Consider the following 16,025-nt stretch of genomic DNA (forward strand, 5'->3'; position numbering starts at 1 on the left):
ACTCTTCACATAACGAAAAAGCCCGCCAAAAAGCGGGCCAATCGTCATGCCTACACACTACTTCGCAGACGGAACCTCCGGCGCGACACCAGTGCGCTCGTACTCCGCGAGAATATCGATACGACGCTGATGACGCTCCTCCTCACTCCACGGCTGGGAAACAAACGCATCAACAATCGCGAGCGCCTCTTCCTCGGTGTGCATGCGCCCGCCGATGCCGATGAGTTGCGCGTTGTTGTGCTCGCGGGCCAGTTTCGCGGTCTCTTCCGACCACGCCAACGCACAACGAGCACCCTTGACCTTATTCGCAGCAATCTGCTCACCATTACCCGAACCGCCAAGCACGATGCCCAGAGAACCCGGATCAGCGACCACAGCCTCCGCTGCGGCGATGCAAAACGCCGGGTAGTCATCCGTGGCGTCATACTCGTGGGCGCCGCAGTCAGTCACCTCATGACCCTGCGCCTCAAGATGGGCCTTAATCTGATTCTTCCGCTCGAAACCGGCGTGATCTGCTCCAAGGTAAATACGCATAAGGCTTAGCGTACCTGCGGGGCTTCCGTACGGCTGCGCTTGAGCTCAAAGAAATACGGGAAACTCGCCACACCAACCGCGTGATCGAACAACTTCCCAGCATCCTCGCCCTCCGGCACACGCGTGATCACCGGGCCGAAAAACGCACTGTCGCCGAGCTTGACCACGGGGGTGCCGACGTCGTCGCCAACCTCAGCCATTGCCGACGCGTGAAAACCGCGCAAGGCCTCATCAACCTCGTCGGTATTCGCCACATCCGCGTACTCCGCGGGCAAACCGACCTCGGCAAGCGCCTCCGCAATAACACTGTCGTAGGCGCCGAAACCTTTCTTGTGATCCTGGCCGCCAGTGTGGATGATCGTGCCCATCGCCGTGTACAGCGCGTCGATCTTGTCCGGGGCATCCTGCTTCACTTTCGCGAACACACGCGCGGGACCCCAGTTCGCCTTCATCAACTCGGCATAGTCGGCAGGGATGTCACGGCCGTCGTTGAGCACGGAGAGCGACATCGGCACCCACTCGACCTCAACATCGCGGACTTTCTCCACTTCCTTCATCCAACGCGAAGTCAACCAGCAAAACGGGCAGGAAACATCAAACCAAAAAGTCACTTGCTCTTTCATGCCGCCCACAATAGCGCGTGTAGCCTGAGTCACATGAAGACTAATCTCACGCGTGAAGACGCGCAGTTGCGCGCAAAGCTCATTTCCAACGTTCGTTACGACATTCTGGTGGATATCACTGGCAAGGACACGTTCACGACGGTGTCGACAATCCAGTTCGATTCCGAGGCGGGAACGACGCACTTTGACCTGGTGGCGGAATCATTCGAGGCGACGCTTGATGGTGAGGCGACTGGCCAGGAGATCACGTTGTCGGCGGGTTCCCATGAGCTGCGGGTGACGTCGACGGAGCCGTACAACCGCACGGGCGAGGGTCTGCATAAGTTCACGGATCCGGTGGACGGCAAGGACTACCTGTACACGCAGTTTGAGCCGGCGATGGCGATGAAGGTGTTTGCCTCGTTTGATCAGCCGGATTTGAAGGCGACGTACAAGGTGGGTGTGAAGGCGCCGGAGCGTTACACGGTGATTCTGAATGAGGCGGTTTCACGCGAGGAAAACGGTGATGGCACCGCGACTTGGACCACGACGATTGATTACCCGCTGTCGACATACCTGGTTGCGATTTGCGCGGGTGAGTTTGAGAAGGTCACCGACACGTACGACGCGGGTGATGGCCGCACGATTGAGCTTGGTCTGTACGCGCGTGCCAGTTTGATTCCGCATATGGATTCGGAGCGACTGTTCCGTCAGACGAAGGACGGCTTCGATTTCTATCACGCGAATTTCGGCCGCAAGTACCCGTTTGGCGACAAGTACGATCAGGTGTTTTGCCCGGAGTACAACATGGGCGCGATGGAGCACGTTGGTTGTGTGACGTACCGCGATGAGTACATTTTCACGTCTGAGCCGACGCCGTATCGTCTGGAGCGTCGCAACGACACGATTCTGCACGAGATGGCGCATATGTGGTTCGGCGATCTTGTCACGATGGAGTGGTGGGACGATCTGTGGCTCAATGAGTCGTTTGCTACGTGGTCGGCGGCGACGGCGCAGGTGGGTATCGGTGAGTATCCGGAGGCGTGGACGACGTTTGCCACGGTGGAGAAGGCGTGGGCGTATTCGCAGGATCAGTTGCCGTCGACGCACCCGATTGCTGCGGATGCGCCGGATATTGAGACGGCGGAGCAGAATTTCGATGGCATTACTTACGCCAAGGGTGCGTCTGTGCTGAAGCAGTTGCAGGCGTATGTGGGTTATGAGGAGTTTTTCGCGGGTGTGCGTAAGCACTTCGATAACCATGCTTACTCCAATGCCACGTTCGATGATCTGCTCGGCGCGCTGGAGGAGGCTTCGGGTCGCGACTTGTCTAACTGGGCTGAGCAGTGGCTGCGTACTACCGGTGTGTCGCGTCTTTACCCGGAGATTTCGGACACGTTTACCGTGGTGCAGGAGTCGCCGGTGTTGCGCGATCACCGTGTTCGCGTGGGGCTTTATTCGCTTATCGACGGCACCGTGCAGCGCACCCACCAAGTCGAACTCGATATCACCGGCGAGCGCACTGAGATTCCTGAATTTTCAGGCGTGAAACACGATCTCGCCCTGGTGAACGACGACGACCTCACGTACTGCCTGATGGGCCTCGATGCGCAGCAGCAGCAGTTTGCCGTGGAGCACTTGGGCCAGATTGAGGATTCGTTGGCGAAGACGTTGGTGTGGTCTTCCCTGTGGGAGTCTGTGCGTGATGGTCGTCTGCCTGCTCGTCAGTATGTGGAGTTGGTGGCGCGCGAGGTTGGCCCGGATATGCAGGAGCGGATCGCCGCTCAGGCTACTGAGGCTGTGAAGCGCTACGTTGATCCGGCGTGGCGGCGCACCGGCTTCGATCTGCTGAACGAGGCGTTCCGTGGTCAGGAGCCGAAGGCGGTGTTCGACCGTGCGCTTGCCCGTCTGGAGCCGACTGAGGAGACGGTTGAGTACTTCAAGGATTTGCTGAAGACCTCCGAGAATCAGGAGGTTCGTTGGTTGGCGATCACGAACCTTCTCGCTGCTGGCGCCTTGCCGTTGGAGGCCGTTGACGAGGAGAAGGACGAGACGTCGGAGGGTGCGATTTCGCGGTTGAGGGCGAGGGCGGTCGTCGATAAGCGTTGGGCTTGGGACAAGCTCATTAACGACGACCTGACCAATCTCGAGGCCCGCTACCTCATGGACGGGCTCACCTTCACCGACGCTGGGCTCGAGGGGTTGACCGACGAGTACTTCCGCGCCGCGCCGGCCCTGTGGGACCGTTTGACCAACGAGATGGCGCAGCGCACCCTGGAGGGCATGTACCCGCGTTGGGACGTCACGCAAGAGGCTGTTGAGAAGGCAAACGCCCTGCTGAACAGCGACGTCCCCAATGGCCTGAAGCGTGTTATCGCCGAAGGCCAGGACCGCTCCGCACGCGCTGTGCGCAACCGCGCGGCCGACGCAGCAGCAAATTAAAGCTGCTTGAGGGCTTGTTCAAGGTCGGCGATCAGGTCGGCCTCGTCCTCAATGCCCACGGAAATGCGGACCAACTCCCCCGGCACCTCGAGCGCCGAGCCGGCGACGGACACGTGGGTCATGGTGGCGGGGTGCTCGAGCAGGCTTTCCACGCCGCCGAGGGATTCGGCGAGGCAGAACAGTTTCGTCGACTTGCAGAACTTCTTGGCCTGCTCGGTGGTTTGGAACAGTACGGAGACCATGCCGCCGAAGCGGGTCATCTGCTTTTTCGCCACCTCGTGGCCCGGGTGTGTTTCGAGTCCCGGGTAACACACGCGGGAAACTTGCGGTTGGGCGTCGAGGTATTTGGCCACGGCTTCGGCGTTGTCGCAGTGGCGGTCCATGCGCACGGCGAGGGTTTTCAGGCCGCGGCCGGTGAGGTAGGTGTCGAACGGGGATGGGTTGGCGCCGACCCAGCCGAAGAAGAAGCGGAGTTGTTCGTGGAAGCCGTCGACGCGGTCGTTGCGGCCGCAGACGATGCCGCCGACGACGTCGGAGTGGCCGCCGATGTATTTCGTCGTTGAGTGGAGGACGACGTCGGCGCCGAGTTCGAATGGTTTTTGCAGGTAGGGGGATGCGAAGGTGTTGTCGACGACCAGCGCTGCCTGCTTCTTCACTGCCGCGATTGCTTCGATGTCGACGACGTCCAGCATTGGGTTTGTCGGCGTTTCCACCCAGATGACCTTGGTGTTGTCTTGGACGGCGGCGGCGACCTCTGTGGGGTTGGTCATGTCGACGACGGTGTTTTCCACACCCCAGAGGGTGAAGACTTGTTGGATGAGGCGGTAGGTGCCGCCGTAGGCGTCGTTGGATACGACGACGTGGTCGCCGGGTTTGAGCAGGATGCGGAGGACGACATCGATAGCTGCCATGCCGGAGGAGTAGGCGACGGCGAAATCGGCGTTTTCAAGCGCCGCAACAGCTTTTTCCAGGGCGGTGACGGTGGGGTTTCCCACGCGTGTGTATTCGTAGCCGCCGCGGAGTTCGGCGAGGCCGTCTTGGGCGAAGGTGGTGGAGGCGTAGATGGGGGTGTTGATTGGCCCGTAGAGGCTGTCGGGCTCGTAGCCTGCGTGGATGGCGTTGGTGGTGAATCCGTAGACAGTCATGTGCACAGACACTAGACCAAGCGGTACACCCCTCGGTCATTTTTATGCATCGCGCGTACACTCGTGCGGTGATGGATACTCAAGATGCTTCTGAAAAGGTTGACCAAGCTGTCGAGGGCGTGGCGTCGTGGTGGAACAATCCGCAAACGCATGAATTGTTCATTGAGCGCCCGGTGAAGATCGTGCTCATTTTGCTGGTTGCAATTGTGCTGAATTGGCTGGCGAATGGCATTATTCGGCGTGCGACGCGCCAGGGAATTAAACGCTCGAATGTGTTGAAGTATGAGGGGCGTGATGCGCAGCAGATTCGTGCGCAGGAGAAGCGTCGTCAGCAGCGGATGAAGACGCTGGCCAATGTGGGCCGGTCGGTGGCTGCGATTGTGATTTGGGCGTGGGCGGTGCTTGCGGTGCTGGATCAGTTGGGGGTCAATGTTGCGCCGCTGATTGCGTCGGCTGGTGTTGTCGGTGTGGCGATTGGTTTTGGTGCGCAGTCGTTGGTGAAGGATTTCTTCTCCGGTGTGGCGATTTTGATTGAGAACCAATTCGGGGTGGGTGACACGATTGAGGTCGGCGATGTTGTGGGTGATGTTGAGGAGATGACGCTTCGCATCACCACGCTTCGCGATATCGACGGCGCGCTGTGGTACATCCGTAACGGCGACATTGATCGGGTTGGCAATCATTCGGCCCGCTTCTCTACCGCGCGTGTGCAGGTGCCGGTGTCGTTGATGGTGAATCCGGATGAGGTGTCGCGTTTGATCGAAGAGACCGCTGTTGCGGGCTGCCAGGACAAGGAAGTCGCCGAGCTGGTGATGGGCACTCCGCGGATGTTGGGTCCGAGCGAGGTGACGCCGGATTACATGTCGTTCCGCGTGGAGGTGCAGACGATGCCTGGCATGCAGTGGACGGTTGCGCGTTATTTGAATCAGCGGATTTTGGCGGCGTTGCACCGCGAGGGTGTGGTGTTGACGCCGCGGGAGTCTGTGTTGGTGAAACAGCAGGAGGAAAACGTTGGAGATTAGCCCGAAGCAGGAGCAGACGCTTTTCGACGCCGTCGGCGGCGAACCATTCTTCACCCGCCTTGTCCGCGGGTTTTACGATCAGGTCAAGGAAGATGACCTCATCGGCCCGATGTACCCGGATCAGGATTGGGAAGGAGCGGAGAACCGCCTGCGTTGGTTCCTCGTCCAGTATTGGGGTGGCCCGCGCGAGTATCAGGCGCAGCGCGGCAACCCGATGTTGCGCAAGCGCCACTTCCCTTTCGCGATCGGTGAGCCGGAGGCGGATCGTTGGCTCGAGTTGATGGGCAAGTCGATGGAGCAGTTTGACGACGACGAGCTGCCCGAACCGTACCGCGCCCAGATGTGGAATCACATGCAGCGTGTGGCGTACATGATGATCAACCAGGGCCCGCGGGCCTATTAGTCCCAGCCCGGGCCGCCAGCGAAGCGCGGCCCGTTAGAACAGCAGGCCGAGTCCGGCGTTGCGGTAGACGGATCCGAAGGGGGCGTCTAGGCGGGTCCAGCGCCCGCAGCTGGATACGCGCAGGTGACGCGGGATTTCTGCGGGTGCTTCGAAGCCGGGGATGAGCCCGAGCGCGGTGCAGGCGAAGATCATCCGCATGGGGATTTCCACCGGGTCGGTGCTGTCGGCGTCGGCGGTGAGCACGATCCCGTCCAGCAAGGATTTTGGTGGGCCGGCTGGTCCGGAGAATTGGCGGGCGAGGTTGCGGCCTTCGTCGGCAAGCCTGCGGGCCACGCCAACCGGCACCTGCTCACGCGCAACGAATCCGGTGGCGGGTGGCAGCGCCCCGGGCCAGACGGCATCGCGCGCCGGCCCGACCTCAACAGAACCGGACTGCAGCGCGGCGAGGAGGTCGCGGGCGCTGACGGTGGCGGTGTTGTGGGAGGTGGTGCCGGTGATTCGTCGAGAAGCAATGGCCTCGAAGGGCGTGGTCACGAACACGTCGAGCGCACCCCCGCCAACCTCCTGGAAGCGTGCGGAGGCCTGTGAATCTAAGCCGACGGCGCGGCCGACCAGAGTGGTCAGGCCGCGCGCGCCAGATTCGATGTCAAGGGTGATCACCTAGTTTTCGGCCGCCTTAGACAGGATGCCGATCTCCTTTTTGGTGATCTCGCGCGGCGAGGTCGTCGCAGTATCCACCGTGACCTGCACACACTCCACCACTGCGCAGGTTTTGCCCTGCGCGTCCTTGATCTCCTGACGAGTGGTAAACGAAGTGTTGCCCAGGTTAACCACTTGCGTTTCCACGGTGACTTCAGTTGTGTTGGGCAGGATCGGGCGGACGTAGTCCACCTCGAGCCGGCGTACGAACACCACGAACTCGTGGCCTTCGGAGTAGAAGAACTTCTCCGCGAACGCCAGGCGCGCCTCCTGCGCCAACTCGACGTAGGCCGAGTTGGTCACGTGACCGTAGCGGTCAAAGTCGCTCCAACGCACCGGAATGGTGTGCACGTGGATTTCTGCCATGGGGTTTGCTCCTAACGGGTGAGCTTGCGGTGGGTGACGCGCGACGGCTTGGCGGCTTCCTCACCGAGGCGTTCGACCTTGTTCTTCTCGTAGTCGCCGAAGTTACCTTCGAACCAGAACCACTTGCCTTCTTCGACGTTGCCTTCCCACGCGAGGATGTGGGTACAGGTGCGGTCGAGGAACCAGCGGTCGTGCGAGATGACCACAGCGCAGCCCGGGAAGGCCTGCAGTGCGTTTTCGAGGGAGCCGAGGGTTTCCACGTCAAGGTCGTTGGTGGGCTCATCGAGCAGGATCAGGTTACCGCCCTGCTTGAGCGTCAGCGCCAGGTTGAGGCGGTTGCGCTCGCCGCCGGAGAGGACCTTGGATGGCTTCTGCTGATCAGCACCCTTGAAGCCGAAGGCGGACAGGTAGGCGCGCGACGGCATTTCGTTCTGGCCGACGTGGATGTAGTCCAGGCCGTCGGAGACAACTTCCCACACGGTTTCTTCGGGGTCGATGTTTTCGCGGTTCTGGTCCACGTAGGAGATCTGGACGGTCTCGCCGACGGTCACGTTGCCGGAGTCCGGCTCTTCCAGACCAACGATGGTCTTGAACAGGGTGGACTTACCCACACCGTTGGGGCCGATGACGCCGACGATGCCGTTGCGCGGCAGGGTGAACGACAGGTCCTTGATCAGGACGCGTCCGTCGAAGCCCTTGTTCAGGTTTTCCACTTCGACGACCTTGCTGCCGAGGCGCGGCGGGGTCGGGATCTGGATTTCTTCGAAGTCGAGCTTGCGGTACTTCTCCGCCTCGGCTGCCATCTCTTCGTAGCGCTCCAGACGTGCCTTGTTCTTGGCTTGGCGTGCCTTCGGCGAGGAACGGACCCACTCGAGTTCCTTCTTCAGGCGCTTCTGCAGCTTCTGGTCCTTCTTGCCGGCAACTTCGAGACGCTCAGCCTTCTTCTCCAGGTAGGTGGAGTAGTTGCCTTCGTACGGGTAGAGCTGGCCGCGGTCGACCTCACAGATCCATTCTGCGACGTTGTCCAGGAAGTAGCGGTCGTGGGTAATTGCGAGCACGGCACCCGGGTAGGTCTGCAGGTGGCGCTCCAACCAGAGGACGGATTCGGCGTCGAGGTGGTTGGTGGGCTCGTCGAGAAGCAGCAGGTCTGGCTCGCTCAGCAGCAGTTTCGCCAGTGCTACTCGACGACGCTCACCACCCGACAGGTTGGTCACCGGCGCATCAGACGGCGGGCAGCGCAGAGCCTCCATGGCCTGCTCGATCTTGGAGTCGATCTCCCACGCATCGGCTGCGTCGAGTTCTTCTTGCAGCTTGCCCATTTCTTCCATGAGCTCGTCGGAGTAGTTGGTCGCCATTTCCTCGGCGATTTCCTCGAAGCGCTGCTTCTTTTCAAACAGCTCGCCGAGGCCTTCTTCGACGTTGCCGCGGACGGTCTTTTCTTCGTTGAGTGGCGGTTCCTGCAGCAGGATGCCCACGGAGGCACCTGGCTGCAGGAAAGCTTCGCCGTTGTTTGGCTGGTCGATGCCCGCCATAATCTTCAGCAGCGACGATTTACCGGCGCCGTTCGGACCCACGACGCCGATCTTGGCGCCTGGGTAGAAGGCCATGGTGACGTTGTCCAGGATGACTTTTTCGCCAATGGCCCTGCGGACGTTTTTCATCGTGTAGATGAACTCAGCCACTACGTTTCCCCTTTTGTTGGTGAATGCGGACGTTAAATACCGCAATCAGGGTACATCACGTGGCTGAGTACGACGCCCTCCTAGAACGGTGCCTTGGCGGCGCTGAGGTCTTCGGCGCTGTAGCGGGCCTCGTCGGTGCCGTCGGGGGCTCCGTCGAGAGCATTGTCTCCCCCATCGGCTTCGGCGGCCACCGGCTCGGCCGGGTCGACCGGGTCGGCAAAGCTGGGTGGTTGGCCGGTGAGCCGCTCGAACACGGCCTCGGCATCCATAACAGGTACCGCGTCGTGTCCGTCGAGGCTGTGTCCGGAGTTGGAGGTGCGCGCCGAGTTGAGCTGGTAGTGGTTCATGTCAAAGGCCACGTTGCGGGCCTTGAGCATGATTTTCGAGCGGGTGACGGCGTTGTTGCCTTCGCCTTCTTGCCAGAAGTCGGTGACCAGCGAGCCGTCGACGATGACGGGGAATCCCTTCTTCAGCGACGCTCCACAGTTCACGGCGAGTTGCCCCCAGCATTCAACGTCGATGAACAGCGGGTCGACGTCTTCCCAGACCTCTTTGCCGTTGTCGTCGGTGACGCGCCTTCTTTTCGACGACGCCAGCCTCATCTTGGTTACCGTCGCCCCACTCGCGAACAACACAAGTTTCGGATCGTCGGTCAGGTTGCCAATTAGGCGGATGGTGTTTTGGCTCATGGAAGAGCCCCCCTTTCCATAGTGCGGATGATGGTGTGCGGGGTGTCGTCGTGAAGCAACGCCCTGCACACTTCGAGGTTCGCACGATTTGTAAAGCCGGTAAAGGGGGAAGCCGTTTCTGTGGATAACTTTGAAACCAGATTCCACAATCCGCTGCTAGGAGCGATTTCCGTACTGGGCGAGCATCTCGTTGTAGCGGCGCCATTCTTCGTCATCGGTCTCTTTCGCGCGACGATCGGCCTCTTCCGTCTCGGCGCGGTCTTCGCGCAGCCACTGCATGAACAACTCACCGAAGACGATCAGCAGCGGGAAGGAACCGGATGCCCAGGCGATACCGCCGCCCTCCTTCTGAATCTGCGCCAGATCCGGGTTCCACGGCAGTTCGAGGTTGTTGTAGAAGTCCTCGCCCATAACCACGCCGAGCTGCATGAGGTACACGCCCATGAACAGGTGGAACGGCATGGACACCCACAGCCAGGCCAGGCGAGTTTTCGCGGTGGCGCGGCCTTCAATATGGTCGGGCCCGATCAGTTCCCAGAAGTAGAAGTAGCCAGACACCATAAAGACGGCGTTCATGATGACGTGGCCGGCGTGCTCAGAAATCATCAGCTCGTAGAGCGGGATGAACACATACATGGCGTAGAAAAACACCAGAAACTGAATGGTGGACACCGGCGGGAACGTGACCATGCGCAAGAACTTCGAGCGCTGGAAGCTCTCCACCCACATACGCGGGTTGAACTCGCCTGCCGGGTACGCCTTGCCGATCAGCGTCAGCGGTGCGCCCAGCACCAGGAACACTGGCACGCCCATGGACAGAATCATGTGGACGGACATGTGCACCGAATACGACGCCGGCATGTGCATGCCCAACCCAGAGCTCAGCGTGACGACGACCGTCACACACCCAAGCAACCACCACACCGTCCGTGACGTCTTCCACCCGTCCACGCGGCGCACCAGGCGCAGGTAGTAGACGGCCAGAAGAATCGCAATGACGCTAAACAGCAGCTCGGGGCGCCACAGAGTGATCCAGTTGGTCCAGGAGATCTGTTCAGAAAGGTTGTACCCCATCTTCACCTGCATGCGGGTGAGGTTCGGGTCGAGCGGCGGCGGGGGCGGCGTGCGGCCAAGGGTGACCGCAAGGCCGGAGACCGCAGCCATGATCAGGACTTCCACCGCTCCGAGGCGGGCAAACGCCTTCGGCTGGCTGTCCAACAGCGGGATGGTGCGCTCGCGGTGGGCGTAACCAATGATGCCGAGCAGCACAATCGCTACCGTCTTCACGATCAGCACGATGCCGTAGCTATACTCCGTCAACTCACTAATACGCACGCGCACCAGCGCGTTAATCACACCGGAAAGCGCCATAGCCAGGATGGAAAACAGGGCGACCATGGAGTAGCGGCGGGTGGCTTCGGTGAGGTGAGGGCCTCGTCGTAAAGCATGCGCCACAAGCGCCATAAGACCGCCAACCCACAGCAACATGGCCACGAGGTGCCAAATGAGCGAGTTGGTGCCAAAGTCGTGGGAGCCGCCCGTCGCCGAGTGGCCGGTCAGACCGATCGGCATGACCACCACAATCGCGCCGATAAAAAGCGCAACCTGCGACCACCAACTCGTCGCAACGTAGCCGCCGACGGCCACCACCGCCGCGAACGCAGCGACGATCAACCACACGCGAGCCTCTTTCACCTGCTCCAAGGCCTGCGTCCAGGCGGCCGCCTCAAACATGACAGTCTTCATCGGCTGGCCCGACACATCCGACAGCACCAGCGGAATCATCAACAACCCAATCAGCACGATGCCCGCACTCGCGTGCGCACCAGTACGCGAAGCGATGTGCCCGTCCACCGTCAACTGCGCACCGTTGAGATCCTCCCCCTGCATGCGCGGCGGGATGAAGAATGACGACAGCATGAACGACCCCACCGCCAACGCCATAAGAATCCACGCCACACCGCGCAGCGCCGGCAAACCAAACGTGGTGGTCACGCCGGGGTCCGGAATACCGAGCGCCGCCAGCGACCCACCAGAGAACGACTGCGCCACCGCACCCGCGACCACCGCGGCCGCAGCGAGCGCCGCAAGATAGAGCGGCCAAGCGGAAACAACAGCAGGCTTTCGGGCAGTCTCAGTCATGCTGCATACCCTACTTTCGCCCGCGAAACGGCCATAACTACAATCATTCGCACTGCCCCCATAGCTCAGTGGATTAGAGCATCCGGTTTCTACCCGGCTGGTCGCGGGTTCGAATCCTGCTGGGGGCGCTTTGTGTTTCTGGGGGTTGGGATGAGGGGCGCGCCGCGTACATGGTGAGAACGCATTGGTGAAGATGCCGATTTTTGGCCGTCTTCACCAATGCGTTCTCACCATGTGCGGGGAAAGAGGCGTGCCGCAAAGCTAAACGACACATGGAACACGGCATACTCCGCTGATTTTCAGCGATATATGCCGTGTTGGATGTGTCGTTTGGCCTCAGCAGACCACACCCCACCCATTTTTGGGATACGCGTCCCATAGAGTGATACAGTTTCTTCCATTCTGCGACACAGCAGTTTCACACAATGGAATGAAAGGACGGGCGATGACCACCAGCGTCGAACATCAACCCCCTGCCCCACAAGCGGCCCCTGCTGCCATCCGGGAGACAACGCCACAGGAGCGAAACCGGGTCCGCCTTGCGTCGACAATTGGCACGACGATTGAGTTTTACGACTTCTACGCCTACGCCACCGCAGCCGTCGCGGTATTTCCGTTCCTCTTCTTCCCCAAGTCGGAATCGAGCACGGTTGCGCTGCTGTCGTCGTTTGCCACGTTCGGCTTGGCGTTTATTGCCCGTCCGCTGGGTTCAGTACTGTTCGGCCACTTCGGCGACAAGGTTGGGCGTAAGGCGACCCTGGTCGGCGCGCTGCTGACGATGGGCATCGCCACCTTTGTTATCGGCCTGCTGCCCACCTATGCCCAAGCCGGTATCTGGGCGCCGGCGCTGCTGGCACTGATGCGCTTCTGCCAGGGCCTCGGCCTGGGCGGCGAGTGGTCCGGCGCAGCCCTGCTGTCCACAGAAACAGCAGCTAAGGGCCGCCGCGCCTGGGCGGGCATGTGGCCGCAGCTCGGCGCGCCGTTCGGCTTCCTGCTGGCCAACGGCCTGTTCCTCATCCTGGTCACCGTGCTGGGCCACACCACTGGCGACTTCGAGGGCGCGTTCATGCGCTGGGGCTGGCGCATTCCGTTCCTGCTGTCCATCGTGATGGTCATCATCGGCCTGTGGGTTCGCCTGCAGGTTGAGGAGACTCCGGTGTTCCAGCAGGTGGAGCAGAACAACCAGAAGGCCGCTTCCCCACTAGCGGAGGTATTCAAGACTGCCTGGAAGCCGCTGATCCAGGGCACGTTTGTCATGGTTGGTTGCTACACGCTGTTCTACATCGTGACCACCTGGTTCCTCTCCTACGGAATTGGTTCGGCGGAAGAGGGCGTTGGCCTGGGTATTGCGTACCCGACGTTCCTGAAGCTGCAGCTGGTGTGCATCTTCGGGTTCATCGCTGGCATCCCGATTGCGGCCCACTGGTCGGATGTCTACGGTCGTCGCCCGGTGCTGGGCCTGACTTCGGTTGCGATCATCGTCTATGGCCTGAGCTTCAAGTGGCTGCTGAATCCGGAGACGTTCACCATGGTCTCCTTGGGCATCTTCCTGTTCATCGGCATGGTGTTGATGGGCTTCATCTTCGGCCCGATGTCTGCGATCTTGCCGGAGTTGTTCCCGTCGAATGTGCGCTACACCGGCTCCGGTATCGCGTACAACGTGTCCTCCATCCTGGGTGCGGCTATCGCCCCGTTCATCGCAACGGCGCTGAACGCAAAGTACGGACCGCAGGCTGTGGGCATTTACCTGGTTATCGTTACCGCGATTTCTCTGTGGGCGATCCTGTCCTCCCCGGAGACCAAGCACCAGGAGATGCACGAGATTTAGCCCTTGCTTTCCATGCCGACAAGTGACATACTTGCCGGCATGGAAAGCAATAAGATCTCGAAGGAAGAGGCCCGCGCCGCCCTCGAGCAGATCGACGGGATCGAGCAAGACGCACGTAAACCACCCACACCGCCGTGGGCTTACGCCATCCTCGGCACCAGTTTCGGTGTCACGATCGCCGGCACGATCATCGGCTGGAAGTACTGGTGGGCACTGTTTGCGGTCATCATCATCGCCTGCATCGCACTCGCCGTGCGAGATCACAACCGCAACGTACGCCCGAGCATGAAGCAGCCGATCCAGGAAGACCCGAAGACGAACTGGGCCGCCGCTCTCACCCCCGCGTTCATGATGCCGCTGATCTGGTTCGTCCCAGAAGGAAGCGTGGTCGGCGGGGTCATCGCCGGCGTGGTCACAGCGATCGTGGTCACGGCTGTCATGATCTACGAAAGCAGGAACCGATGAGCGCCCCTAAAATCGACCCTGTCATCCACCCCCTGGCGCGGTTGAAGATTTGTGCGGCGTTGTACCACGGCGGTGCCGTCGAGAAGCAAACGTCCCGGCACGAGATGCGCTTTAGCTCGCTGCGGGACCAAATAGACTTGTCGGATTCTGCACTATCCAAGCAGTTGGACCGGCTCGAGGAGCACGGCTATATCACGCGCTTCCGCGAGTACGGCTCATCCCGGGCGAAGGACACGGTGTGGGTCACGCTCACCGAGAGGGGTGCGCAGGCCTTCGAGCGACACACGGCAGCGTTGCGAGAGATCGCGGGCGGGTAGATTCGGACGCATGAGTTTTCCAGGACCATCCATCAACTCGTTCGCGTTGATTACTGGCGCGAGCCAAGGCATCGGCGAGGCGATCGCACGCGACCTGGCCAAAGGTGGCCACAACCTCATCCTTGTTGCCCGGCGCGAGGAGGTATTGCAGAAGCTTGGCGACGAACTCGCGGCCGCTCACGGCGTCACCGTCGAAGTCTTCGCCGCGGATCTGTCTAAGGAACGCGACGTCACCGCACTGCTTAACCACATTGCGAACCGCAAGATTCACATTTGCGTCAATTCTGCCGGCATCGCGTCGTTCGGCCCGTTTATGAAGCAGGACTGGGAGTACGAGACGAACCAGTTCAACCTGAACGCGACGGCAGTGTTTCGCATCACCAAGGCGGTGCTGGATCAGATGGTGCCACGCGGCGAGGGCGCGCTGTGCAACGTCGGCTCCGCCGCGGGCAACCTGCCGATCCCGAACAACGCCACCTACGTGTTCACCAAGGCGGGCGTGAACATGTTCACCGAGGCCCTGCACTACGAGCTGAAGGATTCTGGCGTGCACGTGACCCTGCTCGCGCCGGGTCCTGTGCGTGAGGCGCACATTCCGGAGGAGGAGCAGTCGATCGTGGATAAGGTCGTGCCCGATTTCCTGTGGACGACCTACGAGTCTTGTTCTGCCGACACCCTGAAGGCGATGCGCCGCAACCGCCGACGCGTCGTTCCGGGGCCGCTATCGAAGGCGATGGATGTCGTGTCTACCTACGCCCCGCGCGGGATTCTGCCGCCGATTATGGGCAAGTTTTACGCCAAGATGGGAGAGGAATAAATGGAGATCGCAGACAAGGACAATCGCATCGTGTGGGTCGACCTGGAGATGACCGGTCTTGACCCGTCACGCCACGTCATCGTGGAGGTGGCAGCGCTTGTCACGGATGCGGAGCTCAACATTATCGACGACGGCGTCGACCTCGTCGTCCACGCCACCGACGCCGAACTGGCGGAGATGGATGACTTTGTCACCGAGATGCACTCCTCCAACGGGCTGCTCGATGACATTAAGGCCTCCACGGTCAGCATCGAGGAGGCTGAGGATGCGGTGCTGGAGCTCGTCGCAAAGCATTGCGATCCTGCTCATCCTGCTCCGCTTGCGGGCAACTCGATTGCTACCGACCGTGCGTTTATCCGTGCGCAGATGCCGCGTCTCGACGACGCCCTGCACTACCGCATGATCGACGTGTCCACCGTGAAGGAACTGTCGCGCCGCTGGTTCCCTAAGGCGTACTACAACCAGCCCGAAAAGGGCATGGCTCACCGCGCCTTGGCGGACATCGTGGAATCCATCCGCGAGTTGGACTACTACCGTCGCGCCGTATTTGTGGACTCCCCCGGCCCGGACACCGACACCGCAACGAAGGCTTCTGCCGCTGCAACCGAGTTCTACCAGCGGTTTTTGTAAACTTCAGATGAACGGCTAAGGTGTAATCCGCTGCAAAACAGCAATGGTGGCTGTAGTTCAGCTGGTAGAGCACCAGGTTGTGATCCTGGGTGTCGCGGGTTCGAGCCCCGTCAGCCACCCCAAAGCGTGCCCCGTAACCTCCACAACAGGTTACGGGGCACATTGCGGGTTAAGGCTCAAAAAGTGTGTCTGCGGGTTAAGGCTCAAAAAGTGTGTCTGCTATCGGCGTGTCGCGGGGGTTA

16 protein-coding genes and 2 tRNA genes are annotated in these 16,025 nt (G+C 60.8%); 10 read left to right on the top strand and 8 right to left on the bottom strand.

Annotation, left to right across the window (positions count from 1 at the left end; all coding sequences use genetic code 11):
* Window positions 1-57: 57 nt before the first annotated feature.
* Both HMPREF2785_RS05525 and HMPREF2785_RS05530 read right to left on the bottom strand, forming a co-directional pair.
* Window positions 58-534 (bottom strand): ribose-5-phosphate isomerase, encoded by a 477-nt coding sequence (locus HMPREF2785_RS05525; RefSeq protein WP_070614483.1) that lies wholly within the window; start codon window positions 532-534, stop codon window positions 58-60.
* A 5-nt stretch (window positions 535-539) separates the two neighbouring features.
* Window positions 540-1,157 (bottom strand): mycothiol-dependent nitroreductase Rv2466c family protein, encoded by a 618-nt coding sequence (locus tag HMPREF2785_RS05530; RefSeq protein ID WP_070451254.1) that lies wholly within the window; start codon window positions 1,155-1,157, stop codon window positions 540-542.
* A gap of 33 nt (window positions 1,158-1,190) precedes the next feature.
* On the opposite strand from HMPREF2785_RS05530, the gene pepN reads away from it, so the two are divergent.
* The gene (gene pepN, locus HMPREF2785_RS05535) at window positions 1,191-3,578 is read left to right on the top strand and encodes an aminopeptidase N (protein WP_070614484.1); all 2,388 of its coding nucleotides are present in this window, start codon (window positions 1,191-1,193) and stop codon (window positions 3,576-3,578) included.
* Here pepN and HMPREF2785_RS05540 read toward each other — a convergent pair.
* On the bottom strand, window positions 3,575-4,723 hold the full coding sequence (locus tag HMPREF2785_RS05540; protein ID WP_070614492.1) for a cystathionine gamma-synthase: 1,149 nt from the start codon (window positions 4,721-4,723) through the stop codon (window positions 3,575-3,577). The two genes, pepN and HMPREF2785_RS05540, sit on opposite strands and share 4 nt — an antisense overlap.
* A 71-nt stretch (window positions 4,724-4,794) precedes the next feature.
* On the opposite strand from HMPREF2785_RS05540, the gene HMPREF2785_RS05545 reads away from it, so the two are divergent.
* Together HMPREF2785_RS05545 and HMPREF2785_RS05550 are read left to right on the top strand one after the other, a co-directional pair.
* Entirely contained in the window at window positions 4,795-5,745 is a 951-nt protein-coding gene (locus HMPREF2785_RS05545) for a mechanosensitive ion channel family protein (protein ID WP_070614493.1), read from the top strand.
* A complete protein-coding gene (locus HMPREF2785_RS05550; RefSeq protein WP_083284784.1) occupies window positions 5,735-6,148 on the top strand; it encodes a globin in 414 nt (137 codons plus the stop codon). The genes HMPREF2785_RS05545 and HMPREF2785_RS05550 overlap by 11 nt, the downstream gene beginning before the upstream one ends.
* A gap of 33 nt (window positions 6,149-6,181) precedes the next feature.
* Here HMPREF2785_RS05550 and HMPREF2785_RS05555 read toward each other — a convergent pair whose 3' ends face one another.
* From HMPREF2785_RS05555 to HMPREF2785_RS05575, 5 genes are all read right to left on the bottom strand, one after another.
* Window positions 6,182-6,808 (bottom strand): DUF8185 domain-containing protein, encoded by a 627-nt coding sequence (locus HMPREF2785_RS05555; protein ID WP_070614485.1) that lies wholly within the window; start codon window positions 6,806-6,808, stop codon window positions 6,182-6,184.
* Entirely contained in the window at window positions 6,809-7,213 is a 405-nt protein-coding gene (locus tag HMPREF2785_RS05560) for an acyl-CoA thioesterase (protein ID WP_070614486.1), read from the bottom strand.
* Window positions 7,214-7,224: 11 nt separating this feature from the next.
* Complete coding sequence (gene ettA, locus HMPREF2785_RS05565; RefSeq protein WP_070614487.1) at window positions 7,225-8,895, bottom strand: energy-dependent translational throttle protein EttA; 1,671 nt, start codon at window positions 8,893-8,895, stop codon at window positions 7,225-7,227.
* An 80-nt stretch (window positions 8,896-8,975) separates the two neighbouring features.
* Window positions 8,976-9,584, bottom strand: a complete 609-nt coding sequence (locus tag HMPREF2785_RS05570) for a single-stranded DNA-binding protein (RefSeq protein ID WP_070422572.1) — start codon at window positions 9,582-9,584, stop codon at window positions 8,976-8,978.
* A 156-nt stretch (window positions 9,585-9,740) separates the two neighbouring features.
* Window positions 9,741-11,726, bottom strand: a complete 1,986-nt coding sequence (locus tag HMPREF2785_RS05575; protein WP_070614488.1) for a bifunctional copper resistance protein CopD/cytochrome c oxidase assembly protein — start codon at window positions 11,724-11,726, stop codon at window positions 9,741-9,743.
* A 54-nt stretch (window positions 11,727-11,780) separates the two neighbouring features.
* On the opposite strand from HMPREF2785_RS05575, the gene HMPREF2785_RS05580 reads away from it, so the two are divergent.
* The 7 genes from HMPREF2785_RS05580 (at window position 11,781) to HMPREF2785_RS05610 (ending at window position 15,905) form a co-directional block, all read left to right on the top strand.
* Window positions 11,781-11,854, top strand: a tRNA-Arg gene (locus HMPREF2785_RS05580).
* Window positions 11,855-12,171: 317 nt separating this feature from the next.
* Complete coding sequence (locus HMPREF2785_RS05585; RefSeq protein WP_083291979.1) at window positions 12,172-13,554, top strand: MFS transporter; 1,383 nt, start codon at window positions 12,172-12,174, stop codon at window positions 13,552-13,554.
* 39 nt (window positions 13,555-13,593) lie between these two features.
* Window positions 13,594-14,019, top strand: a complete 426-nt coding sequence (locus HMPREF2785_RS05590; RefSeq protein ID WP_070614489.1) for a hypothetical protein — start codon at window positions 13,594-13,596, stop codon at window positions 14,017-14,019.
* Window positions 14,016-14,336 (top strand): transcriptional regulator, encoded by a 321-nt coding sequence (locus HMPREF2785_RS05595; protein ID WP_070614490.1) that lies wholly within the window; start codon window positions 14,016-14,018, stop codon window positions 14,334-14,336. The genes HMPREF2785_RS05590 and HMPREF2785_RS05595 overlap by 4 nt, the downstream gene beginning before the upstream one ends.
* A gap of 10 nt (window positions 14,337-14,346) precedes the next feature.
* A complete protein-coding gene (gene cmrA / locus HMPREF2785_RS05600; RefSeq protein WP_070422576.1) occupies window positions 14,347-15,153 on the top strand; it encodes a mycolate reductase in 807 nt (268 codons plus the stop codon).
* Complete coding sequence (gene orn / locus HMPREF2785_RS05605; RefSeq protein ID WP_070614491.1) at window positions 15,154-15,783, top strand: oligoribonuclease; 630 nt, start codon at window positions 15,154-15,156, stop codon at window positions 15,781-15,783.
* Window positions 15,784-15,829: 46 nt separating this feature from the next.
* Window positions 15,830-15,905, top strand: a tRNA-His gene (locus HMPREF2785_RS05610).
* Window positions 15,906-16,025 lie beyond the last annotated feature (120 nt).

Origin of the sequence: Corynebacterium sp. HMSC067D03 (assembly GCF_001811185.1) — a bacterium.
Lineage (GTDB): Bacteria > Actinomycetota > Actinomycetes > Mycobacteriales > Mycobacteriaceae > Corynebacterium > Corynebacterium coyleae.

Excerpts from the sequence above, each read along its gene's own strand:
- HMPREF2785_RS05525 (WP_070614483.1), bottom strand. The coding sequence starts at position 534 with ATGCGTATTTACCTTGGAGCAGATCACGCCGGTTTCGAGCGGAAGAAT.
- HMPREF2785_RS05530 (WP_070451254.1), bottom strand. The coding sequence starts at position 1,157 with ATGAAAGAGCAAGTGACTTTTTGGTTTGATGTTTCCTGCCCGTTTTGC.
- pepN (WP_070614484.1), top strand. The coding sequence starts at position 1,191 with ATGAAGACTAATCTCACGCGTGAAGACGCGCAGTTGCGCGCAAAGCTC.
- HMPREF2785_RS05540 (WP_070614492.1), bottom strand. The coding sequence starts at position 4,723 with ATGACTGTCTACGGATTCACCACCAACGCCATCCACGCAGGCTACGAG.
- HMPREF2785_RS05545 (WP_070614493.1), top strand. The coding sequence starts at position 4,795 with ATGGATACTCAAGATGCTTCTGAAAAGGTTGACCAAGCTGTCGAGGGC.
- HMPREF2785_RS05560 (WP_070614486.1), bottom strand. The coding sequence starts at position 7,213 with ATGGCAGAAATCCACGTGCACACCATTCCGGTGCGTTGGAGCGACTTT.
- HMPREF2785_RS05570 (WP_070422572.1), bottom strand. The coding sequence starts at position 9,584 with ATGAGCCAAAACACCATCCGCCTAATTGGCAACCTGACCGACGATCCG.
- HMPREF2785_RS05575 (WP_070614488.1), bottom strand. The coding sequence starts at position 11,726 with ATGACTGAGACTGCCCGAAAGCCTGCTGTTGTTTCCGCTTGGCCGCTC.
- HMPREF2785_RS05585 (WP_083291979.1), top strand. The coding sequence starts at position 12,172 with ATGACCACCAGCGTCGAACATCAACCCCCTGCCCCACAAGCGGCCCCT.
- HMPREF2785_RS05590 (WP_070614489.1), top strand. The coding sequence starts at position 13,594 with ATGGAAAGCAATAAGATCTCGAAGGAAGAGGCCCGCGCCGCCCTCGAG.
- HMPREF2785_RS05595 (WP_070614490.1), top strand. The coding sequence starts at position 14,016 with ATGAGCGCCCCTAAAATCGACCCTGTCATCCACCCCCTGGCGCGGTTG.
- cmrA (WP_070422576.1), top strand. The coding sequence starts at position 14,347 with ATGAGTTTTCCAGGACCATCCATCAACTCGTTCGCGTTGATTACTGGC.
- orn (WP_070614491.1), top strand. The coding sequence starts at position 15,154 with ATGGAGATCGCAGACAAGGACAATCGCATCGTGTGGGTCGACCTGGAG.